Source organism: Rathayibacter sp. VKM Ac-2927 (assembly GCF_022815525.1).
Taxonomy (GTDB): domain Bacteria; phylum Actinomycetota; class Actinomycetes; order Actinomycetales; family Microbacteriaceae; genus Rathayibacter; species Rathayibacter festucae.
Genome location: NZ_JALGRT010000002.1, coordinates 236,663 through 257,698 on the forward strand (window position 1 = coordinate 236,663; position 21,036 = coordinate 257,698).

Consider the following 21,036-nt stretch of genomic DNA (forward strand, 5'->3'; position numbering starts at 1 on the left):
ATAAGTGGCATCTCGCGGAGGAGCGGCAGGGGTCAGGAGGCGGCGAGCTCGCGGGCACGGGCCAGGGCCGCGTCGGTGGCGCGGGTGAAGAGGGCGGCGAGGTCGGCCTCCTGCAGCACGGCGATCGCGCGCTCGGTCGTGCCGTTCGGGCTGGTGACCCGGCGGCGCAGCTCGGCGGGCTCCTCGCCGGAGTGCACCAGCAGCTCGGCGGTGCCCCGGAAGGTGCCGGTGACCATCGTCGCCGCCTGCTCGGGTGTGAAGCCCTTGGCGAGCGCCGCGGCGGTCAGCTCCTCGACCAGGAGGAAGACGTAGGCCGGCCCCGATCCCGAGATCGTCGACAGCGCGTCGAGCTGCGCTTCCGGCACCTCCACCACCTCGCCGACGGTCTCGAACAGCCGGCGGACCAGCGCCAGGTCGTCCTCGCTCGAGCGGGTGCCGGCGCTCAGGCCGGTGACCGCGCGGCCCACGACGGCCGGGGTGTTCGGCATCGAGCGGAGCACGGACACCGACGCGGGCAGGTGCGCCTCGAACGTCGCGACGGTCACTCCCGCCGCGACGCTGACCACGATCGTCCCGGGGGCGACGGCGTCGGCGATCTCGTCGAGCAGCGCGGGAACCATGTGCGGCTTCACGGCCACCAGCACCACGGCGGCGCCGTCGACCGCGCGCCGGTTCGCCTCCGGGTCGTCGGCGGTCGCGAACGCGGTCACCACCGGGTGGCCGCTCCAGCGCGCCGCCTTCTCCGCGTCGCGGTTGGTCACGCGGACACCGCCCTGCACCTCCACGTCGGGGGCGAGCAGTCCGCTGAGGATCGCGCCCCCCATCGAGCCGAGCCCGAGGACGGCGATGGACGGGAGCTGCACGGGTGCGTCGGTCATCCGCCCATCGTACGAAGGCGATCTCTCCGCAAGGGGCACGACTCGGTCGACGGCGGGAGCCTGCTGCCCGGCGCCCGCCTCCTAGGATGGGCCGACCACCCCCGAGCACCAGCACCCCGACGAGTCACCCCGAGGAGACCCCGTGAGCGCATCCGGAGGCGGTTCCGCCATCATCGCGGCGCTGGCCGCGAACCTCGGCATCGCGCTGACCAAGCTCGTCGCCTGGTTCTTCTCCGGCTCAGCCTCGATGCTGGCCGAGGGCGTGCACTCGCTCGCCGACTCCGGCAACCAGCTGCTGCTGCTGCTCGGCGGCCGCAAGTCGCGGAAGGCCGCCGACGAGGAGCACCCGTTCGGGTACGGCCGCGAGCGCTACGTCTACGCCTTCGTCGTCGCGATCATCCTCTTCTCCGTCGGCGGTGTCTTCTCGATCTACGAGGGTGTCGAGAAGATCGCCGAGCCGCACGAGCTCGAGAACGCCTGGCTGCCGATCCTGGTCCTCGTCGTCTCGATCTGCCTCGAGGGCTACTCGCTGCGCACCGGGGTCAAGGAGTCGAACAAGGTCCGCGGGCAGCAGTCCTGGCTGCAGTTCATCCGCCGGGCGAAGGCGCCGGAACTGCCGGTCGTGCTGCTCGAGGACGTCGCCGCGCTCACCGGTCTCGTCTTCGCGCTGCTCGGCGTCGGCCTCTCGGTGATCACCGGGAACACGGTCTTCGACGCGATCGGCACCATCATGATCGGCACCCTGCTGGTCGTCGTCGCGATCGTCCTCGGCGTCGAGACCAAGAGCCTGCTGGTCGGCGAGGGCGCGACCCCGGCCGACGCCGCGGCGATCCGCGCGGCCATCGAGGCCGGTCCGGACGTCGAGCGCGTCATCCACATGAAGACCCTCTACCTCGGTCCGGACGAGATCCTCGTCGCCGCCAAGCTCGCCTTCCCCGCCGCCGAGACCATGGCCGAGCTGGCCGAGGGGATCGACGCGACGGAGAAGCGGATCCGCGACGCGGTCCCGGCCGCCCGCGTCATCTACCTCGAACCCGACGTCGACCGCGGGGCGCAGCCGCCCTCGGCGGAGCCGACCGCCACCAGCGGGAGCGCCGGCTGATGCGCCGCGTCCTCGCGATCGTCAACGAGCGCGGCGCCGGACTCGGCGCCCTCGAGCCGATGCTGCGCGACCGGGGCTTCGCGGTCGACGCGGTCGCCGGCACCGACCTCGACTCGGTCGACATCCTCGCGCCCGATCTCGTCGTCACCCTCGGCTCGAGCGCCGGCGTCTACGAGACCGCCCGGCACCCCTTCATCTCGCCCGAGATCGCCCTGCTGCAGGACCGGCTGCACCACCGCCGGCCGACCCTCGGCGTCTGCTTCGGCGCGCAGCTGATCGCCGCCGCGCTCGGCGAGGAGGTCCGGCCGGGCCCGACCCGCGAGGTCGGCTTCCGCGGCATCGTCGCGACCGAGGCGGGGACCCGCTCGCCGCTGCGCCACCTCGCCGAGGTCCCGGTGATGCAGTGGCACAGTGACACCTTCGACCTGCCGGCGGGGACGACCCTGCTCGCCTCCTCGCCCTCCTACGCCGTCGAGGCGTTCGCGATCGACGACTGGCTGCTCGGCGTGCAGTTCCACCCGGAGCTCACCGGCGAGCTGGCCGCGCGCTGGCTCGAGGGCGACGCCGAGTACGCCGCGGGAGCGGGCTACGGGCACGAGCAGCTCGAGGACGACGTGCGCGAGGGCCGCTTCGAGCGGATGCGGACGGCGACGGAGGCGGCGCTGACCGAGTGGGTCGGCGCGCAGGGCTGACCGCGCTCCGGCCCGCTCAGCGCTTCGCCGCGAAGAAGTCGAGCAGCAGCCGGGCGCCCTCGTCGGCGCGCAGCCCCGGGTACACCTCGACCACGTGGTGCAGCCGTCGGTCGCGGAGCAGGTCGTGCACCGAGCCGGCCGCGCCCGCCTTCTCGTCCCACGCTCCGAAGACGACGCGCTCGAGCCGGGAGGCGAGGATCGCCCCCGCGCACATCGCGCACGGCTCGAGCGTGACCACGAGGGTGCAGCCCGCGAGCTGCCAGTCACCGCGGGCCGCCGCGGCCTCCCGCAGTGCGACCACCTCGGCGTGCGCCGTCGGATCCGTGCGCAGCTCGCGCTCGTTCCGGCCGCGCCCGATCACCGCGCCCTCGGCGTCCACGACCACCGCGCCGACCGGCACGTCGCCCCACCCGGCGGCCCGGCGGGCCTCGTCGAGCGCGAGCCGCATCCAGGCGTCCGCCTCGGGAGGGAGGGGGAGGTCGCTCTCGCGCATCGCGCCCCCTCGTCCGGCTCCGGCCGACTCCGACCGGCAAGTAGATTGAGCTTATGCGCGTCCATGTAGCCGACCACCCGCTGATCACGCACAAGCTCACCGTGCTGCGCGACAAGCGCACCCCCTCCCCCACCTTCCGGCAGCTCGCCGAGGAGCTGATGACCCTGCTCGCCTACGAGGCGACCCGCGGCGTCCGCACCCGCACCGTCACCATCGAGACGCCGGTCACCACGACCACCGGTCTCGCGCTGAGCGACCCGCAGCCGCTGGTCGTGCCGATCCTGCGCGCGGGCCTCGGGATGCTCGAGGGCATGGTCAAGCTCATCCCCACCGCCGAGGTGGGCTTCCTGGGCATGGCACGCAACGAGGAGACCCTCGAGCCGACCACCTACGCCGAGCGCCTGCCCGACGACCTGTCCAACCGCCAGTGCTTCGTGCTCGACCCGATGCTCGCCACCGGCGGCTCGCTGATCGCCGCCATCCAGTTCCTCTTCGACCGCGGCGCCGAGGACGTCACCGCCGTCTGCCTGCTCGCCGCCCCCGAGGGCCTCGCGGCCGTGGAGAAGGCGTTCGTCGGCAAGGACGTGACCATCGTCCTCGGCTCGCTCGACGAGAAGCTCAACGAGCTGGGCTACATCGTCCCCGGCCTCGGCGACGCGGGCGACCGCCTCTACGGGCTCGCCGGCTGAGCCGCTCCGGGCGCCCGCCGCGGCGCCCGGACCGCGCCAGTGTGCGCGGATCTGTTGACGGGGTCCGCCACCATCCGCTTTACTTTCGACCATGACTGACAACGCGCACGCCCTGACCTCCCTTGAGGCCATCGGGGATGCCGGCATGATGATGGCCGGCGGCCTCGTCCTGCGCTGTCGAATGTGCGCCTGAGGAATCACCCTCGCCGGTTCTCCGCACAGCCTCCGCCCCCGATCGCACTGATCGTCACGATCCTCCGATCGGCCGGGCGTCGCAGGCGCGGTGAACCCCTGGATGCCCCGCATCCGCCCCTGCCGGCCCGCACCTCGTGCACCGGCTCTCGCGCGCACACCCGGATCCGCTCCCCGGACACTCGTCCCGGATCCGACCAGCCCAAGGATTCGTCATGTCCCTCCTCCACGCCCGTCCCGTCTCCGCTCCCGCCGAGGCCCCCCGCCTCCAGGCCGCCCCCGAGCCCGCACCCGCCGCTCCCCGGCTCCGCGCCGTGCCGCAGGGCACCGAGGCCCGCGGCTTCGCCCTCTACGTCGGCATCGACGAGGCCAAGGCCCGCGCCGCCGGCATCGACCTCGGCCGCCTGGTCGAGGAGCTCAAGCGCGTCACCGCCGAGTTCGCTCCCGACGCCGAGACCTACGCCTCCGTCGCACTCGCCCCCCAGGGCGCCGGCGGCCGCGACGTCGACGTCGTCCGCCTCGCCCTCCAGGATCCGGCCGCTGTCGCCCGCCGCCGCTCCGAGACCGAGCCCGACCTCGACCGGGCCCCCGGCGGCGTCGTCATCGACATCTCGCGCAAGCGCGTCATCCTCGACGACGAGACCACGGCCCTCACCTACAAGGAGTTCGAGCTGCTGCAGTACCTCGTCCTCCGCGAGGGCCGCACCATCGAGCGCGCCGAGCTGATCTCCTCACTCTGGGGAGCCGCCGACGACGACGCCCCCAACGAGCGCACCATCGACGTGCACGTCCGCCGCCTCCGCGCCAAGCTCGGCCGCTACGAGGACATCGTCCGCACCGTCCGCGGCGTCGGCTACCGCTTCGACCGCCACGCGGACGTCGCCATCCGCTACGCGTCCACCCCTAGCCCCGACCTGTTTTGAGGAGTGGGCGCTCGCGCCCACTCCTCACGTGCTCGATGTGCTGCGCGAGCGCGAGCGCTCGCTCCGCCGCGGTCGGCTCCGCGGGAGGTCGCGTCTCAGAGAGCGTCCTCCCTACGGCTCGTGAGAAACGCTGGCACGCGTTTCTCACCGAACGCCTCGCAGAGGGCGGCTGGTCGTTCGGCACGAGTCGGACGGGGGCGGCACCACGACATGCTGGTCGAGTAGCCGCGGAGCGGCGTATCGAGACCCATGCTCAGACGGAGGGTGGATCTCGATACGCCCGCGGAGCGGGCTACTCGATCAGCATGAAAGGGACAGCGGAGCTTCGCGCGTCTGCAAGCGGCAGCGCTCCGCGTGCCTGCGGGTCCCGCGCTCGGTTGACGGAGGCCGCGCAACCATGCTGGTCGAGGAGCCGCGGGACGCGGCGTATCGAGACCCCGCCTCCCGGCGACGCGGGGTCACAGGGAAACCTCAGGAAATCGGTCCTTGCGGCGTTATCGATCCGTTATATAGTTCAAGTGCGTCGACCGTTTGCTGTGGCGGGAAGCGCAAGAAGTGATTGCAGGACACTCTTGGTGCAAGGGAATGAAGGCCGGCCGCTCGCCTCAGCGGCCGGCCTTCTGTCGTTCCCGGACTGAGCACCGCCTCCGCGCGACACCCTCCGGACGACCCCCCGCCCCGGGCGCCGCGGGGCCGTCGAGACGCCGTATCCTGAACGGAACACAAGGAGGATGCGTGAGCTCGAGACGTGCGGTCGCCGCGTGGGAGTCGCTGTTCCGAGCGCAGGTGCACGTGATGCGGGCGCTGAGCACCGACTTCCCGTCGAAGGAGATCTCGCTCAACGAGTACGACGTCCTCTTCAACCTCACGCTGCAGCCCGAGCGCCGGGCCCGGCTCCGGGACCTGAACAAGCACGTCCTCCTGACGCAGCCGAGCGTCAGCCGCCTGATCGACCGCCTGGTCGCCCGCGGCTGCGTGACCAAGAGCGAGGACCCGACCGACGCCCGCGGCACGGTCATCCAGATCACCGACGAGGGCTACGCGCTCTTCCGACGGGTGGCGATGACGCACATGCAGACGATCTCGGACCACGTCGGAGCGGCCCTCGACGACGACGAGCTGGAGCAGCTGACCGCCCTCTGCGACAAGCTGCGCGAGCGCGTCGCCTCGGCTTGAGCGCCCCCGCCCTCCGCTAGCACGCCCCGCCGCCGCGCGGCCAGCACTTCGCAGGGGCGCCGCGCTCGCGGATCATGGAGGGACCATGAGCAGCTCCTCCCCCACCCTCGTCTGGCTCCGCGACGACCTGCGTCTCGCCGACAATCCGGCACTCCGGGCCGCGATCGACCGCGGCGGCCCCGTCGCCGTCTGCTACGTGCTCGACGAGGAGTCCGACGGCATCCGACCGCTCGGCGGCGCGGCCCGCTGGTGGCTGCACGGGAGCCTGCTCGCGCTCGCGGGCGACCTCGAGGAGGCCGGAGCGTCCCTGATCCTGCGCCGCGGACCGGCCGAGGCCGTCGTCCTGCAGCTCGCCGAGGAGCTGGGCGCGGGCGCGGTGCACTGGAACCGCCGCTACGGCAAGGCGGAGCGGACCGTCGACGCCGCGATCAAGGAGGCGCTGCGCGACCGGGACGTCGAGGCGGAGAGCCACCAGGGCTCGCTGCTCTTCGAGCCGTGGACCGTGCAGACCGGCGGCGGCACCCCCTACTCCGTCTACACGCCGTTCGCGCGCGCCTGCCGCAACCGGGACACCCCGCGCGCTCCGCTGCCGCGACCGCGCGAGATCGACGGGATCGAGACGGAGGCGGCCTCCGACGACCTCGACGACTGGCAGCTGCTGCCGACCAGCCCCGACTGGGCGGGCGGGCTCCGCGAGCGCTGGGTGCCGGGCGAGAAGGCGGCGGCGAAGCGGCTGCGTGCGTTCCTCGCCGAGCAGCTCGACGACTACGCCGACGACCGGAACCTGCCGGCGCGCGATGCCACCTCAAATCTGTCTCCGCACCTGCGCTGGGGCGAGATCAGCCCGTTCCAGGTCTGGCACGCTCTCGAGGAGGCGCACGCGAAGGGGCAGCACCGCGGTGAGGGCAGCGACCGCTTCCTCGCCGAGGTGCTCTGGCGCGAGTTCTGCTACCACCTGCTCTTCCACTGGCCCGACCTCGCGACCGCCAACTTCGACTCCCGCTTCGACTCCTTCCCCTGGGGCCACCCGGGCGAGGACAGGATCGATGCCTGGCACCAGGGCCGCACCGGCTTCCCGCTCGTTGACGCGGGGATGCGCGAGCTCTGGAAGACCGGCTACATGCACAACCGGGTCCGGATGGTCACCGCGTCGTTCCTGATCAAGAACCTGCTGGTCGACTGGCGGGTGGGCGAGGACTGGTTCTGGGACACGCTCGTGGACGCGGACCCGGCGAGCAACGCCGCCAACTGGCAGTGGGTCGCGGGGTCCGGCGCCGACGCGTCGCCGTTCTTCCGCGTGTTCAACCCCGTCACGCAGTCGAAGAAGTTCGACCCGGAGGGCGGCTATCTGCGCGAGTACGTCCCGGAGCTGGCCGAGCTCGACCGCACCGTGATCCACGAGCCGTGGACGCTCGGCGACACGCTGACGCCGGAGGCGGACGGCTACCCCGCACCGATCCTCGACCTCAAGGAGACGCGGGTGCACGCCCTGGACGCGTTCGCGGTGATCAAGAGCGCGAAGCGCGACATCTCGCGCCGCGACGACGACGACTGAGACCCCGCCTCGGCCGTGGACGGGCCGGCCTTCGACGGCTCGGCCCTAGATGTACATCGCGGGGTCGATCCAGAATGCCGGATCCGCGAGCGCGTCCTCGGCACGGCCCAGCGCGCGCAGGTCACGGGCGGGGATCCCGACCAGCACCGCGTGGTCCGGGGCGTCCTTCACCACGACCGCGTTCGCGCCGACGCTCACGTCCGAGCCGAGCACGATCGGCCCGAGGATCACGGCCCCCGCGCCGACGACCACGCGGTCGCCGAGCGTCGGGTGGCGCCGCTCGCGCTTCGCCGACTTCCCGCCCAGTGTGACGGAGTGGTAGAGCATGCAGTCGTCGCCGATCAGCGCCGTCTCGCCGATCACGACACCCATGCCGTGGTCGATGAAGAGCCGGCGGCCGATCGTCGCGCCGGGATGGATCTCCACTCCGGTCGCCGCGCGGGCCGCCTGCGCGAGCAGCCGGGCCGGCAGGCGCGCGCCGCGCCGCCACCACCGGTGGGCGAGGCGGTGCACCCAGACCGCGTGCAGCCCCGGGTAGGCGAGCACCACCTCCGCCGCGCTGCGGGCCGCAGGGTCGCGCAGGCGCGCGGCCGCCACGTCCTCGCGGAGGCGTGCGAGGGCGGTGGGACGTCCGGCCACGCCCTGACGGGGTCCGGCGGCGCTCAGCTGCGGAGGTCCTCGTAGAGGACCGTCGAGATGTACCGCTCGCCGAAGTCGCAGACGATCGCGACGATCGTCCTGCCCGCGTTCTCGGGGCGCTTCGCGACCTCGAGGGCCGCCCACATGATCGAGCCGGAGGAGATGCCGCCGAGGATGCCCTCCTGCGCCGCCATCGCGCGTGCCACGCGCACCGAGTCGTCGAGGGTGACGTCGATGATCTCGTCGTAGACGTCGCGGTCGAGGTTGGCGGGCACGAAGTTGGCGCCGATCCCCTGGATCTTGTGCGGGCCGGCCGTGCCCTGCGTGAGGAGCGGCGAGTCGATCGGCTCGACGCCGATGATCTGCACGCCGGGCTTGCGCTCCTTCAGGACCTGGCCGACGCCGGTGATGGTGCCGCCCGTGCCGATGCCGGCGACGAAGACGTCGACCTCGCCGTCGGTGTCCTCCCAGATCTCCTCGGCCGTCGTGCGGCGGTGCACCTCCGGGTTGGCGGCGTTCTCGAACTGACGGGCGAGCACGGCGCCCGGGGTCTCGGCGACGATGGCCTGCGCCCTCTCGACCGCGCCGCGCATGCCCTCGGAGCCGGGGGTCAGCACGATCTCGGCGCCGTAGGCGCGCAGCAGGACCCGGCGCTCGGTCGACATCGTCTCGGGCATCGTCAGGATCACCTTGTAGCCGCGGGCCGCGCCGACCATGGCCAGCGCGATGCCGGTGTTGCCGCTCGTGCCCTCGACGATCGTGCCACCCGGCGGCAGCTCCCCCGACGCCTCGGCGGCGTCGACGATCGCGACGCCGATGCGGTCCTTCACGCTGTTCGCGGGGTTGTAGAACTCGAGCTTGGCCAGGACGACGGCGCTGTCCGCTCCGTCGAGGCGGTTGATGCGGACGAGCGGGGTCCTGCCGACGAGCTGCGTCACGTCGTCGTGGATGCGTGCCATGGTGTGTGCTTTCTGCCGGGGCCGACCGCCCCGGGGCCCCGGGGCGACTGGTGGTGCGGTGATGCCGACGCTCCCCTCGCGGGGACGCACCCTCCACGATACGGAAGCGGCGTCGCCGGGGGCGCCTTCCGCCGGTCATGCGCGCCGGATTCCCACCTCCGGGTCGCCGTCCGATTCCGAGGTCGCGGACGCCTCGTCACAGGTGCATCTCGTCCTCTCGGAGGACCCCCTCCTCCCGGGCGCGTCGCGTACCATGACCGAGGGGATTCGCACGACCGGCGCGACGACCCGCCACCCTGCATTCGCGCGGCACCACCGCGCCGGAAGGACCTCCCGCTCCATGGCTCTCCCCACCGCATCCCGCAGCTCCGCTCGACCGCTCGGGATGTCGTTGCGGGCAGTGCTGGGCTTCATCGGGATGAGTGCCGTGGCCGGCGTGCTGATCACCGTCGGCGTCACTCCGGCGCTCGCGCTGACGGGCCTCGCGACCAGCAACACCATCGGCATGTTCCAGAACCTGCCCGGCTACCTCGACGCCGGCCAGCTGATGCAGCGCACCAACATCTACGCGGGCGACGGCACCACCCTCCTCGCCTCCGTCTACAACCAGAACCGCGTCGAGGTCGGCTGGGACGAGGTCGCGCAGACCGCCAAGGACGCCGCGGTCGCCGGCGAGGACCCGCGCTTCTACGAGCACGGCGGCATCGACCTGCAGGGCACGCTCCGCGCGCTCGCGGTCACGCTGACCGGCGACGACCTGCAGGGCGGCTCGTCGATCACGCAGCAGTACGTCAAGAACGTCCTCGTGCAGAAGGCCGAGTCGATCACCGACGAGGCCGAGCGCGACGCCGCCTACAAGCTCGCCACCGACCCGACCCCCGAGCGCAAGCTCAAGGAGATGCGCCTCGCGATCGGCCTCGAGAAGGAGACGTCGAAGGACGACATCCTGCTCGGCTACCTCAACATCGCGCTCTTCGGCGGGACGGTCTACGGCATCGAGGCCGCGGCCAACTACTACTACGGCATCCCCGCCAGCCAGCTCTCGACCTCGCAGGCGGCGTCACTGCTGGCGATCGTCAACAACCCGTCGAAGTTCCGCTTCGACGACCCGACGGACGAGGCGAACGGCGCCGCGAACGGCTACGCCGCGACGAAGGAGCGTCGCGACTACATCCTGGCCGAGGAGCTGAAGTACTCGAAGATCAGCCAGGAGGTCTACGACGCGGCGATCGCCGAGCCGATCACGCCGAACATCACCGAGCCCTCCACCGGCTGCGCCACCGCGGGCAACGCGGCGTACTTCTGCGAGTACGTGCTGAACGTGCTGCGCAACGACGAGGCGTTCGGCGCCGACGACGACGAGCGCTACCAGCGGATCCGCCAGGGCGGCTTCGACATCGTCACGACCCTCGACCTCGACATCCAGCAGGTCTCGCAGGCGGCGATCAACGCCTACATCCCGTCGTACGACCCCCGCTTCCAGGTCGGCGCGACCGCCGCGTCGGTCGAGGCCGGCACCGGCCGCGTGCTGTCCATGGTGCAGAACACGAAGTACAGCCAGGACGAGGAGTTCCTCGCCGCGAACCCCGGCTTCAGCGCGATCAACCTCAACGTCGACGTCGACATGGGCGGCACGGCCGGCGTCCAGACCGGCTCGACCTACAAGGTCTTCACCCTCGCGCAGTGGCTGCAGGCGGGTCACACTCTCAACGAGTCGTTCCCGTCGCCGACCTCGGGCTTCCGCTCCTATCCGCAGAAGTGCGACACCGCGAACGACGGCTACTACGCGGGTGCGCGGTTCGCACCGCGGAACGACGTCGCGTCCGAGGACGCCTCATCGATGACCGCGGTCCAGGCGACGGCCAACTCGATCAACACCGGCTTCATGGGCATGGCCAACCAGCTCGACCTCTGCGACATCCGCACGACGGCGGAGTCCTTCGGCATCCACCGCGCCGACGCCAAGGAGCTGCAGAGCGGACCGGCAGCCGTTCTCGGGACCAACGAGATCGCACCGCTCACCGTCGCCAACGCGTACGCCGGCATCGCGAACGACGGGACGACCTGCGCCGCGATCGTCATCGACCGGATCACGGACAGCGCCGGCGCGGCCGTGGCGCCGCCCGCTCCGTCCTGCACGCAGTCCGTCACCCCGGAGGTGGCTCGAGGAATGCAGTACGCCATGCAGCGGGTCATCACCTCCGGTACCGCCACCGCCTCGGACCCGCGCGACGGCATCGAGCACATCGGCAAGACGGGCACGACCGACGAGGCGGCGGACGTCTGGACCGCCGGCGCCAGCCGCTCCGCGTCGCTCGCCGTCTGGGTCGGCAGCATCAAGGGCTTCGACGACGGATCGAAGCAGAACCTCCGCACCACGCGCCTCACCGGCGAGGAGGGGACCATCCGGGCCGCCGACGCGCGTCACGCGATCTGGAAGCCGATCATGACGGCGCTCGACCAGAAGTACGGCGGCGACGACTTCATCGACCCGCCCGCCTCCATGCTCGCGTCGTCCCCGCGCACCGCCACGCTGACCGAGGTGCCGGACGTGACCGGGCTGACGGTCGCCGCGGCCACGGCCACCCTCACCGCCGCCGGCTTCTCCGTCGGCAGGAGTGAGCCTGTCGGCTCGACGTCGGTCCCCGAGGGCTCCGTCGTCTCGACGACGCCCAGTGCGGACGAGACCGTCCTGCGGGGTGCCGTCATCCCGCTGCAGGTGAGCATCGGCGAGGCGTCGAAGAATCCGGGCGACAACGCCGACATCAACGGCACGCTGCTCACCGCCGATTCCGAGTGACGTCGCCGGGCCGCCGCACCTGACGGCGTGCGCCACCCCGTCGCACGACGCCGACCGTGCAGGACATCGGCGATCCGGTCCTCACCCTGAACAGCGCGGGTCACTCAGCGTGCCCGCACGGCTGAAGGGTCACGTGGTCACGTGGTCGTCGCGCGGAGGATGTGCCCGCGGCTCGCTCCCGTCAGCGGGCGGACGTGTTCCGTGCCGGGCGCTGGAGCCGCGGGCGCGCCTGGGCGGGGATGTCGGGAGCGTCGCCTAGGGTGCTGGTGCACCGAGAGGATCCATCCTGAAGCGTCCGAACGTTCCCGTCTTCCAGCCCCGTCGCACCGTCCACGGGGCCCTCGGCGCGCTGTTCGGATTCGTGATCGTCAGCGTGCTGGCCGGGCTGCTCGCGACGATCGTCGTGGCGCCGGCGGTCGCGCTCACCGGGGCCGCCACCTCGGGCACGATCTCGGCGTTCCAGTCGCTGCCGAGCTACCTCGAGGTCGGCGAGCTGATGCAGAAGACGGACGTCTACGCGGGCGACCCCGAGGACCCGACGCTCCTCGCCTCCTTCTACGACCAGAACCGCATCGAGGTGGCCGCCGACCAGATCGCGGCGCCGGTCTTCGACGCCCTCGTCTCGAGCGAGGACCCGCGCTACTACGAGCACGGCGGCATCGACCTGCAGGGCACCCTGCGCGCCGTCGCGAGCACCTACCTCCTCGACGCGGCGCCGCAGGGCGGCTCGTCGATCACGCAGCAGTACGTCAAGAACGTCCTCGTGCAGAAGGCCGAGTCGATCAGCGACGAGACCGAGCGCGCCGCGGCCTACGCGGAGGCGACCGCGACCACTCCCGAGCGCAAGCTCAAGGAGATGCGTCTCGCGATCGGGGTGGAGAAGGAGTACTCGAAGGACGAGATCCTCCTCGGCTACCTCAACATCGCCCTCTTCGGCGGCACCGTCTACGGCATCGAGGCCGCGGCCGAGTACTACTACGGCATCGATGCGGCCGACCTCTCGGTCGGGCAGTCGGCCGCGCTGCTGGCGATCGTCAACAACCCGGAGAAGTTCCGCTTCGACCGCCCCGACGACCCCGACAACGGCGAGGCGAACGGCTACGCGCTGACCACGAGCCGGCGCGACTACATCCTCGACCGGATGCTCGAGTACGGGAAGATCGACGCCGCGACCCGCGACGCCGCGAAGGCCGCGCCGATCGAGCCGGTCATCACTCCCCCGTCGACCGGCTGCCAGACCGCGGGCAGCGCCGCCTACTTCTGCGACTACGTCTCGCACGTGCTGCGCAACGACCCGGCCCTCGGCGCCACCGCCGACGAGCGCTACGCGGCGCTCAAGCGCGGCGGGCTCAAGGTCTATACGACGATCGACCTCGCCATGCAGGACACCTCGGCGCAGGTCATGACCGACCAGGTGCCCGCGACCGACCCGCGCTTCGACGTCGGGGCCGCGGCCGTCGGCGTGGAGACCGGGACCGGGCGGATCCTGAGCATGGTGCAGAACAAGAAGTACAGCCAGGACCCGGAGCAGATCGCCTCGGCCGACGGCGCCGAGTACTCCGCGATCAACCTCTCGGTCGACGCGGCCTACGGGGGCGGCAACGGCTTCCAGCCGGGCTCCACCTACAAGGTCTTCACGCTGATGGAGTGGCTGCAGGACGGGCACACCCTGCTCGAGCAGTTCGACGCCAAGAACAAGAACTGGACCGGCTTCCAGGACAGCTGCGAGGGCCCGCAGGACTACGGGGTGTTCAATCCGAACAACAACGGCGGGCAGATCTTCCCTGCCTCGCTGAACGCACTGGAGTCCACGATCGACTCCATCAACACCGGCTTCATCGGCATGGCACACCTGCTCGACCTCTGCGACATCCGCAAGACCGCGGAGGCGTTCGGCGTGCATCGCGCGGATGCGACCCCGCTGCTCGAATCCCCGGCGACGGTGCTCGGCACGAACGAGATCGCCCCGCTGACCATGGCGGTCGCCTACGCGGGCGTCGCGAACGACGGCCGGACCTGCAGCGCGGTGGCCATCGACTCGATCATCGGGCCCGAGGGGCAGGACATCGAGGCGCCCGCCTCGACCTGCACGCAGTCGACGACGACGGCCGTCGCCCGCGCCACGCAGTACGCGCTGCTCGAGGTCACCTCGCAGGGCACCGGTCAGGCGGCGAGCCCCGGCGACGGCATCGAGCACATCACCAAGACCGGCACCACCGACGGTGCGGCCGACGGCTGGACGCTCGGCGCCTCCTCCGAGGTCGCCCTCGCGGTCTGGGTCGGCAGCATCTCCGCACTGAACGACGCCGGCAAGCGGATGGCGCTCGACTCGATCGACTTCGACAGCGGCTCGGCGATCCTCGCGCGGCACCGGATCTGGAACCCGGTGATGACCGCCTTCGACCGCGAGTACGGCGGCTCCGCCTTCGCGAAGCCCGACCAGTCGCTGGTGAAGGCGCCGATGGTGACGATCCCGGACGTGACCGGGAAGAGCGTCGACGCGGCCGTCAGCGCGCTCAAGGCCGCGGGGTTCGTGGTCGGCGGGATGAGCCAGGTCGACTCGTCGGTGCCCGAGGGCCAGGTCGCCGGGACGGATCCCTCGGCGGGGACCTCGGTGATCCGCGGCACGGAGATCGGCGTGCGGATCAGCACCGGCTCGGCTGCGACGAGCCCGCCGCAGCCGTCGGTCTGAGCCCAGCGCGTTCCGCCGTCAGTGGTGGAAGCGGTGCACGACCGCGTGGCCCCTGCCGCGGCCGATCAGCCAGCGGTTGACCGGGGTGGTGACCACGAAGGCCAGGGCGAGCGAGCCGGCGAGGGAGCCCCAGAAGAGCCCCGTCGCGAGACCCGCGTCCATCGCGCCGGGGATCGCCAGCATCGCCGTGTTGTCGATGACCTCCATCACCGCTATCGAGACGGTGTCCGCCGCGAGGGCGATGCCGACGGCGGCGCGCCAGGAGACCCCCGCGCGGAGCACGCCGCGCATCGTCAGGGCGTAGCCGAAGGCGAAGGCGAGCACGATCGAGAGCACGACGGTACCGAGGGTGTGCAGCCCGAGTGCGGTGCCGAGCACCATGCCGAGGACCTCGCCGATGGCGCAGCCGGTGAGACAGTGCAGGGTGGCCGTCGCGGCGGTCCGCCAGGACGTCGTGGCGGAGGACGTGTGCGTGCTGTGGTCGTGCGCGGCGTCGGTCATCGGTGCTCCCTCGTGGTCGGTCACCGTGGTGCAACATACCCCCGGGGGGTATATTCCCGAGTCGAGTGATTCCGCGCGACCGGGAAGGGTCAGAGCTGGACGGCGGCGGCAGGCAGGAGGCCGAACTCGACCAGCTCGGCGTCGGTGAGGAGGCGGCTGCGGATCATGAAGCGCTTGCCCTCGGGCGCCTCGACGCTGAAGCCGCTCCCCCGCCCGTCGACCAGGTCGACGGTGAGGTGGGTGTGCTTCCAGTACTCGAACTGCGTCCGCGACATGTAGAACTCGATCGGGGCGAGCCCGTCGACGTGCAGTGTCTCGACGAGCACGTCGGACGCTCCCGTGCGGAACATCCCGACCGGGAAGCACATCGGCGAGCTGCCGTCGCAGCACCCGCCGGACTGGTGGAACATCAGCGGGCCGTGCAGCTCGCTCATCCTCCGCAGCATGCCGGCTGCCGCCTCGGTCACGTCGACGCGCGTGCTGTCCATGGGCGGTGTCCTCTCGGGGGTGTGGTGTCTGGCGGGGTGGGTCTCGATGCGCCCGCTGCGCGGGCTGCTCGACCAGCATGTTCGCGTGAAGTGCGAGGCCGAGCGAGGGGTGCGTGCTGCCGCAGCTGCGGGAGGACGTGGGTCTCGATACGCCCGCTGCGCGGGCTGCTCGAACAGCATGCTCAGCAAGGGAGAGCGCGGAGCGCGAATCCGCGTGCCAGCGGATTCGCGGAGCGCGACGCTCCCCGCTCCACTCGGCGCGACCACCTCGGAAAGCCGACCGCGGCGGTGATGACGAGCGGAGCGAGGAATCGCCGCAAGACGGCTCAGAAGAAGCCCATGGGCCCTTCCGCGTAGCTGACGAGGAGGTTCTTCGTCTGCTGGTAGTGGTCGAGCATCATCTTGTGGTTCTCGCGGCCGATGCCGGACTGCTTGTAGCCGCCGAAGGCCGCGTGGGCCGGGTACTGGTGGTAGGTGTTGGACCAGACGCGGCCGGCCTCGATGGCGCGACCGGCGCGGTAGAGCTGGGCGCCGTTGCGGCTCCAGACTCCGGCGCCGAGGCCGTAGAGGGTGTCGTTGGCGATGGCGATGCCGTCGTCGAAGTCCTCGAACGAGGTGAGGGCGAGGACGGGGCCGAAGATCTCCTCCTGGAAGATGCGCATGGAGTTGCGCCCCTCGAAGACCGTCGGGTTGACGTAGTAGCCGCCGCTGAGCTCGCCGCCGAGGTCGGCGCGGTCGCCGCCGATGAGCAGCTTCGCGCCCTCCTGCTTGCCGATGTCCATGTAGGAGAGGATCTTCTCCAGCTGGTCGTTGGAGGCCTGGGCGCCGATCATCGTCGAGACGTCGAGCGGGTTGCCCTGCTTGATCCGGCCGACGCGCTCCAGTCCGTCGCCGACGAAGTCGTCGTAGATGGACTTCTGCACGAGGGCGCGGGAGGGGCAGGTGCAGACCTCGCCCTGGTTGAGGGCGAAGAACGAGAAGCCCTCGAGCGCCTTGTCGTAGAAGGAGTCGCGCTCGGCGGCCACGTCGGCGAAGAACACGTTGGGGCTCTTGCCGCCGAGCTCGAGGGTGACCGGGATGAGGTTCTCGCTCGCGTACTGCATGATCAGGCGGCCTGTGGTCGTCTCGCCGGTGAAGGCGATCTTGCGGATCCGCGGGTGCGAGGCGAGCGGAGCGCCGGCCTCGATCCCGAAGCCGTTGACGATGTTGAGGACGCCGTCGGGCAGCAGGTCGTGGATCAGGTCCATCAGGACGTGGATCGACGCGGGGGTCTGCTCGGCCGGCTTGAGGACGATGCAGTTGCCGGCGGCGAGCGCCGGAGCGAGCTTCCACACGGCCATCAGGATCGGGAAGTTCCAGGGGATGATCTGGCCGACCACGCCGAGCGGCTCGTGGAAGTGGTACGCGATGGTGTCGTGGTCGATCTCGGAGACGCCGCCCTCCTGGGCGCGCAGGGCGCCGGCGAAGTAGCGGAAGTGGTCGATCGCGAGGGGGATGTCGGCGGCGAGGGTCTCGCGCACCGGCTTGCCGTTCTCCCAGGTCTCGGCGACCGCGAGCAGCTCGAGGTTCGCCTCCATCCGGTCGGCGATGCGCAGCAGCACGTTCGAGCGCTCGGCGGGGCTGGTCTTCCCCCAGCTCGGGAAGGCCTTCCAGCCGGCCTCGACCGCGCGGTCGATGTCCTCGGCGGTGCCGCGGGCGATCTCGCAGAAGGGCTTCCCGGTGATCGGGGTGATGTTCTCGAAGTACTGGCCCTTCGCGGGGGCGACGTACTCGCCTCCGATGAAGTGGTCGTACCGGGAGCGGAACGAGGCGACGGATCCCTCCGTGCCCGGGTTGGCGTAGACCGTGGACTCCGGTTCCTTCGGTGCCTGGTCGGCTACCGGGTCGGCGTACAGCGTCATGTGGACCTCCATCGACGTCGTTGTCGGGTGAGTGCGGGGTGTCGCGCTCGGTCCGACCGTACGTCGCGGGAGGTTGCACGCCGTTGCACGGCCGCGGAGACGGAGGCGGTGGCCGAGCGCGGGTCAGCGCTGCTCGGCCTCGAGCTCCTCGAGGTGCGCGACGATGCCGGCGCGGCGGGGCGAGCGGCGCGGCAGGATCCGCAGCAGCTCGGCCCAGACCTCCGCGTCGTCGTGGCCGTCGGGCCCGTGCGCGTAGGCGAGCAGCGTCTCGGCGGCAGCGCTGGTGAGCACGGTGGCGCGGACGCGGGCGCGCAGCTCGTCGGCGATCGCGCGGATGCCGGGGGCCTCGGAGCCGGGCAGCGGGGCGCCGGCGTAGGCGTCGAGGGCGAGCCGGTGCGCGCCGCGATCGAGCAGGCCGACCACCTGGCGCGCGTCGAGGTCGACCGGACTGGCGAGGCGGTACGGGCGCGAGAGCGGCACCAGCCTCGGGAGGCGCGGCTCGAGGATCCGGCGCAGGCGCACCATCTCGGCGCGCACGGTGACCACCGCGTCCTCCCGCCCGTAGAGCAGCTGGGCGAGCGCCTCGGCGGACAGCCCCGCGCGGTGCCAGGCGAGGAGGGTGAGGATCTCGGCGTGCCGGGTGGAGAGCTCGAGCTCGACGCCGTCGGCGGTGACGACGCCGGTCTCGCGGCCGAGGACGCGCAGGCTCGGCGCGCGGGCCGCCGCGGGCCGAGGTGGCGAGCGGCGGGGTTGCGCGCGGCGCGGGCGCTGCAGCCGCTGCACCATCAGCTGGCTCTCGACGGCCGCCGCGGTCGCCTCCATCAGCGGCAGGGTCTGCGGCGCGACGACCTCGGCGCCGCCGGTGATGTCGATCACCCCGAGGATCTCGTGGGTCTCGGGGTCGTGGATCGGCACCGCGGTGCAGCTCCACGGGTGGACGAGGGACGCGAAGTGCTCGGCGCCGTGGATCTGCACGCCGTGGTCGAGGACGAGGGCGGTGCCGGGAGCGGAGGTGCCGACGTCGGGCTCGGCCCAGGCCGCGCCCTCGACGAAGAGCATCCGCTCGGCGGAGCTCTTCAGCGCCTGATCGCCGTCGATCCAGAGCAGCCGCCCGAGGGCGTCGCCGACCGCGACGAGCACGCCGCTGTCCTCGTCGGCGTCGCGGACGAAGAGGCGCCGGATGACGGGCAGCACTGAGGCGAGCGGGTGGCCCATCCGGTAGTCGCGCAGCTCGTCGCTCGAGAAGGACAGCGGCGCGGTGAGGCGCTCGGGGTCGAGGCGGTGGCGGCGCGCCCGCTCCCAGGACGCCTCGACCAGCGGGCGGCGGCGACCGCTGCCGGGCAGGGCGAGCCAGGGGTTGGTCATCGGATCCGCCCCCTCGTCGTCGATCGGTGAGGCGCTCAGGCGCCGCGGCAGGGCAGAGGCTACTCCGCGAGGCTCGACGGCGCCTCAGGCGCGACGACCTCGGACCTCCTGCGGCGCGGCACTCCCCCGGCGCGCACTCCCCCGGCGCGCGGGCAGTGCCAGGAGCAGCACGGCGAGCACCAGGACGACGATGCCGGCGACCGCGTCGGGCGTCAGCCGCTCGCCGAGCAGGGCGACGCCGAGGAGGGTCGCGGTGGCGGGCTCGACGAGGGTGAGCGTCGAGACCGTGGCGGCGGGCAGGAGGCGCAAGCCCCGCGCGAAGAAGGTGTAGGCGACCGCGACGGTCACCACGCCGAGCCAGAGCACGGCGGGGAGGGAGCCGGCGAGGCGTCCGGGGTCACCCGCGAGCAGGACCGGCAGCGCGAGCAGCGCGGCGGTGCCGAACTGGGCGCCCATCGCGGCGGCCGGGCTGAGGCCGCGCTCGAGCAGCAGCTTGCCGCAGACCGCGTAGAGCGCGTAGGCGGCGCCGGCCCCGGCCGAGCCGGCGAGACCGAGCACGGAGACTCCGCCCGCGGCGCCGCCGGTCAGCAGGCCGGCGAGCAGCACGACGCCGACCGCGGCGAGCGCCGTCGAGACGAACCAGCGCGGGCTCGGGGCGGAGCGCAGCAGGAGCCACTCGAGCAGTCCGGTGAAGGCGGGGGCGGAGCCGAGCGCGACGATCGTGCCGACCGCGACGCCGTTCTCGGCGGTGCCGGTGAAGAAGGCGGGCTGGTACGCGGCGACGCCGGCCGCGCCGAGGAGGACGAGCAGCACCGTCGAGACGCGCGGCCTCCGGGCGGCGCGGCGCGGAGCGCGCGCCGTCTCGACGCCGAGCAGGGCGGCCAGCAGCGCCCCGCCGAGCACGATCCGGGCGGCGCCGAGCAGCAGCGGATCGACGCCCTCCGCGCCGAGCGACTGCGCGGTGCCGGTGGTGCCGAAGCAGACCGCGGCGAGGACGATCGCGGCGACCGCGGATCCGCGAGACCCCATCTCCGCCCCGTCCCGCGGCCGGGCGGCGCGCGGGCTCCAGTCTGGCAGCGGCGGACCTTCCGCCGTTCAGGTTCCGGGCCCAGGATGGCGGTACGGTCGAAGCGAAGGCGGGTGGAGCATGGGCATCGCGGAACCGTTCGATGTGGAGAGCTACCGTCGCAGCGCGCACGGCAGCCTCCGCGACCACTTCTCGATCCGCGAGTTCGAGGAGGCGCCGCTGGATCGCGAGGCGATCGTCGCGTCCGCCTACCTCCGCGCTCTCGAGCACGCGGCCGTCGTGCGGGTGCTGCCGCTCGCGCGGGCGCATCCGGACCCGCGGGTGCGGTCGTTCGCGACGACCTGGGCCGCCGAGCGGCACCGGATCGCCGATGCGCTCGGCGAGGTGCTGGCGGCCTCGCCGCGGATCCGCGGTGTCGAGACCGGCCCGGCCGAGCCCGTGGTCAGGAGCCGGGTGCTGCGCGACCGCTCGTCCCGGCTGCTCGCAGGGCCCATCGCCCTCGCGCTGGCGGTCGACGCGCAGATCGCGCTGCACGCCTACCGCCGCCTCGCGCGGCTGTCGCTGCACCCCGAGATGGAGCGCCTCGCCGAGACCGTCGCCGCGATCCTCGAGCGGCACGCCGACTTCTTCGGCGAGCTCGCCGGAGACGCGATCGGCCGGCCGCTGCGCCGCCGGATCGTCGCCGCCGCCGTGCTCGCCTCCGTGCGGCTGCCGGTCGGCGAGGCGGCGCTGCCCGAGGAGCTCGCCCGCGAGGGACGCGAGCTGGTCTTCGGCCGCGACGACGGCGGGCTCGACGGGATCGACGCGGGCGTCGTCGCGCTCTACGCGCTGCCCTGCACGGCGGCGCGGCGGCTGCTGCGACCGCATCGCACGCTGCCGCTGCGCGCGGCGGTGCAGGCGGGGCGCGTCGGCGCCGACGTGGTCGCGGGGGTGCGGGAGCTGCGGTCGCTGGTCGCGGACTGAG

18 protein-coding genes are annotated in these 21,036 nt (G+C 72.2%); 9 read left to right on the forward strand and 9 right to left on the reverse strand.

Annotated features, from left to right (window positions below):
* Window positions 1-32: 32 nt before the first annotated feature.
* A complete protein-coding gene (gene proC, locus MT353_RS06365; protein ID WP_243623882.1) occupies window positions 33-878 on the reverse strand; it encodes a pyrroline-5-carboxylate reductase in 846 nt (281 codons plus the stop codon).
* A 142-nt stretch (window positions 879-1,020) separates the two neighbouring features.
* On the opposite strand from proC, the gene MT353_RS06370 reads away from it, so the two are divergent.
* Both MT353_RS06370 and MT353_RS06375 read left to right on the forward strand, forming a co-directional pair.
* Window positions 1,021-1,980: a cation diffusion facilitator family transporter gene (locus MT353_RS06370; protein ID WP_243598290.1), complete on the forward strand. Its 960-nt coding sequence runs from the start codon at window positions 1,021-1,023 to the stop codon at window positions 1,978-1,980.
* Window positions 1,980-2,672: a gamma-glutamyl-gamma-aminobutyrate hydrolase family protein gene (locus tag MT353_RS06375; RefSeq protein WP_123736762.1), complete on the forward strand. Its 693-nt coding sequence runs from the start codon at window positions 1,980-1,982 to the stop codon at window positions 2,670-2,672. Before MT353_RS06370 ends, MT353_RS06375 begins: the two co-directional genes overlap by 1 nt.
* A gap of 16 nt (window positions 2,673-2,688) precedes the next feature.
* Here MT353_RS06375 and tadA read toward each other — a convergent pair whose 3' ends face one another.
* Entirely contained in the window at window positions 2,689-3,165 is a 477-nt protein-coding gene (gene tadA / locus MT353_RS06380; RefSeq protein WP_243598289.1) for a tRNA adenosine(34) deaminase TadA, read from the reverse strand.
* 53 nt (window positions 3,166-3,218) lie between these two features.
* Here tadA and upp point away from each other — a divergent pair, with 53 nt between their 5' ends.
* From upp to MT353_RS06400, 4 genes are all read left to right on the forward strand, one after another.
* Window positions 3,219-3,854 carry a uracil phosphoribosyltransferase gene (gene upp, locus MT353_RS06385; RefSeq protein ID WP_123446624.1) on the forward strand — a complete coding sequence of 212 codons (636 nt, stop codon included), beginning with the start codon at window positions 3,219-3,221 and terminating at the stop codon, window positions 3,852-3,854.
* Between the two features lie 407 nt (window positions 3,855-4,261).
* Window positions 4,262-4,969 (forward strand): winged helix-turn-helix domain-containing protein, encoded by a 708-nt coding sequence (locus MT353_RS06390; protein ID WP_123736761.1) that lies wholly within the window; start codon window positions 4,262-4,264, stop codon window positions 4,967-4,969.
* A gap of 795 nt (window positions 4,970-5,764) precedes the next feature.
* The gene (locus MT353_RS06395) at window positions 5,765-6,145 is read left to right on the forward strand and encodes a MarR family winged helix-turn-helix transcriptional regulator (protein ID WP_243598696.1); all 381 of its coding nucleotides are present in this window, start codon (window positions 5,765-5,767) and stop codon (window positions 6,143-6,145) included.
* A gap of 85 nt (window positions 6,146-6,230) precedes the next feature.
* Window positions 6,231-7,700, forward strand: coding sequence for a deoxyribodipyrimidine photo-lyase (locus MT353_RS06400; protein WP_243623883.1), 1,470 nt, complete (start codon window positions 6,231-6,233; stop codon window positions 7,698-7,700).
* Window positions 7,701-7,745: 45 nt separating this feature from the next.
* Here MT353_RS06400 and epsC read toward each other — a convergent pair whose 3' ends face one another.
* Window positions 7,746-8,339 carry a serine O-acetyltransferase EpsC gene (epsC, locus tag MT353_RS06405; protein WP_243598287.1) on the reverse strand — a complete coding sequence of 198 codons (594 nt, stop codon included), beginning with the start codon at window positions 8,337-8,339 and terminating at the stop codon, window positions 7,746-7,748.
* A gap of 23 nt (window positions 8,340-8,362) precedes the next feature.
* Window positions 8,363-9,298 (reverse strand): cysteine synthase A, encoded by a 936-nt coding sequence (cysK, locus tag MT353_RS06410; protein ID WP_123736823.1) that lies wholly within the window; start codon window positions 9,296-9,298, stop codon window positions 8,363-8,365.
* Between the two features lie 340 nt (window positions 9,299-9,638).
* On the opposite strand from cysK, the gene MT353_RS06415 reads away from it, so the two are divergent.
* Both MT353_RS06415 and MT353_RS06420 read left to right on the forward strand, forming a co-directional pair.
* Window positions 9,639-12,098, forward strand: a complete 2,460-nt coding sequence (locus MT353_RS06415; RefSeq protein WP_243598286.1) for a penicillin-binding protein — start codon at window positions 9,639-9,641, stop codon at window positions 12,096-12,098.
* 361 nt (window positions 12,099-12,459) lie between these two features.
* Complete coding sequence (locus MT353_RS06420; protein WP_243615972.1) at window positions 12,460-14,790, forward strand: penicillin-binding protein; 2,331 nt, start codon at window positions 12,460-12,462, stop codon at window positions 14,788-14,790.
* An 18-nt stretch (window positions 14,791-14,808) separates the two neighbouring features.
* Here the strand turns inward: MT353_RS06420 and MT353_RS06425 are convergent, their stop codons facing one another.
* The 5 genes from MT353_RS06425 to MT353_RS06445 form a co-directional block, all read right to left on the reverse strand.
* On the reverse strand, window positions 14,809-15,291 hold the full coding sequence (locus MT353_RS06425) for a DUF4396 domain-containing protein (protein ID WP_243615973.1): 483 nt from the start codon (window positions 15,289-15,291) through the stop codon (window positions 14,809-14,811).
* An 89-nt stretch (window positions 15,292-15,380) separates the two neighbouring features.
* On the reverse strand, window positions 15,381-15,779 hold the full coding sequence (locus MT353_RS06430; protein ID WP_123736755.1) for a DUF779 domain-containing protein: 399 nt from the start codon (window positions 15,777-15,779) through the stop codon (window positions 15,381-15,383).
* Between the two features lie 326 nt (window positions 15,780-16,105).
* The gene (locus MT353_RS06435; RefSeq protein WP_243623884.1) at window positions 16,106-17,680 is read right to left on the reverse strand and encodes an aldehyde dehydrogenase family protein; all 1,575 of its coding nucleotides are present in this window, start codon (window positions 17,678-17,680) and stop codon (window positions 16,106-16,108) included.
* A 123-nt stretch (window positions 17,681-17,803) separates the two neighbouring features.
* Entirely contained in the window at window positions 17,804-19,045 is a 1,242-nt protein-coding gene (locus MT353_RS06440; RefSeq protein ID WP_243623885.1) for a helix-turn-helix domain-containing protein, read from the reverse strand.
* An 84-nt stretch (window positions 19,046-19,129) separates the two neighbouring features.
* The gene (locus tag MT353_RS06445; protein WP_243615975.1) at window positions 19,130-20,074 is read right to left on the reverse strand and encodes a DMT family transporter; all 945 of its coding nucleotides are present in this window, start codon (window positions 20,072-20,074) and stop codon (window positions 19,130-19,132) included.
* A gap of 118 nt (window positions 20,075-20,192) precedes the next feature.
* Between MT353_RS06445 and MT353_RS06450 the strand changes: the two genes are divergently transcribed.
* Window positions 20,193-21,035, forward strand: coding sequence for a ferritin-like domain-containing protein (locus tag MT353_RS06450; protein ID WP_243615976.1), 843 nt, complete (start codon window positions 20,193-20,195; stop codon window positions 21,033-21,035).
* Window position 21,036: the final 1 nt, after the last annotated feature.

Coding starts and splice junctions, on each gene's coding strand:
- proC (WP_243623882.1), bottom strand. CDS start 878: ATGACCGACGCACCCGTGCAGCTCCCGTCCATCGCCGTCCTCGGGCTC.
- MT353_RS06375 (WP_123736762.1), top strand. CDS start 1,980: ATGCGCCGCGTCCTCGCGATCGTCAACGAGCGCGGCGCCGGACTCGGC.
- tadA (WP_243598289.1), bottom strand. CDS start 3,165: ATGCGCGAGAGCGACCTCCCCCTCCCTCCCGAGGCGGACGCCTGGATG.
- upp (WP_123446624.1), top strand. CDS start 3,219: ATGCGCGTCCATGTAGCCGACCACCCGCTGATCACGCACAAGCTCACC.
- MT353_RS06390 (WP_123736761.1), top strand. CDS start 4,262: ATGTCCCTCCTCCACGCCCGTCCCGTCTCCGCTCCCGCCGAGGCCCCC.
- MT353_RS06395 (WP_243598696.1), top strand. CDS start 5,765: ATGCGGGCGCTGAGCACCGACTTCCCGTCGAAGGAGATCTCGCTCAAC.
- MT353_RS06400 (WP_243623883.1), top strand. CDS start 6,231: ATGAGCAGCTCCTCCCCCACCCTCGTCTGGCTCCGCGACGACCTGCGT.
- cysK (WP_123736823.1), bottom strand. CDS start 9,298: ATGGCACGCATCCACGACGACGTGACGCAGCTCGTCGGCAGGACCCCG.
- MT353_RS06415 (WP_243598286.1), top strand. CDS start 9,639: ATGGCTCTCCCCACCGCATCCCGCAGCTCCGCTCGACCGCTCGGGATG.
- MT353_RS06425 (WP_243615973.1), bottom strand. CDS start 15,291: ATGACCGACGCCGCGCACGACCACAGCACGCACACGTCCTCCGCCACG.
- MT353_RS06430 (WP_123736755.1), bottom strand. CDS start 15,779: ATGGACAGCACGCGCGTCGACGTGACCGAGGCGGCAGCCGGCATGCTG.
- MT353_RS06435 (WP_243623884.1), bottom strand. CDS start 17,680: ATGACGCTGTACGCCGACCCGGTAGCCGACCAGGCACCGAAGGAACCG.
- MT353_RS06440 (WP_243623885.1), bottom strand. CDS start 19,045: ATGACCAACCCCTGGCTCGCCCTGCCCGGCAGCGGTCGCCGCCGCCCG.
- MT353_RS06445 (WP_243615975.1), bottom strand. CDS start 20,074: ATGGGGTCTCGCGGATCCGCGGTCGCCGCGATCGTCCTCGCCGCGGTC.
- MT353_RS06450 (WP_243615976.1), top strand. CDS start 20,193: ATGGGCATCGCGGAACCGTTCGATGTGGAGAGCTACCGTCGCAGCGCG.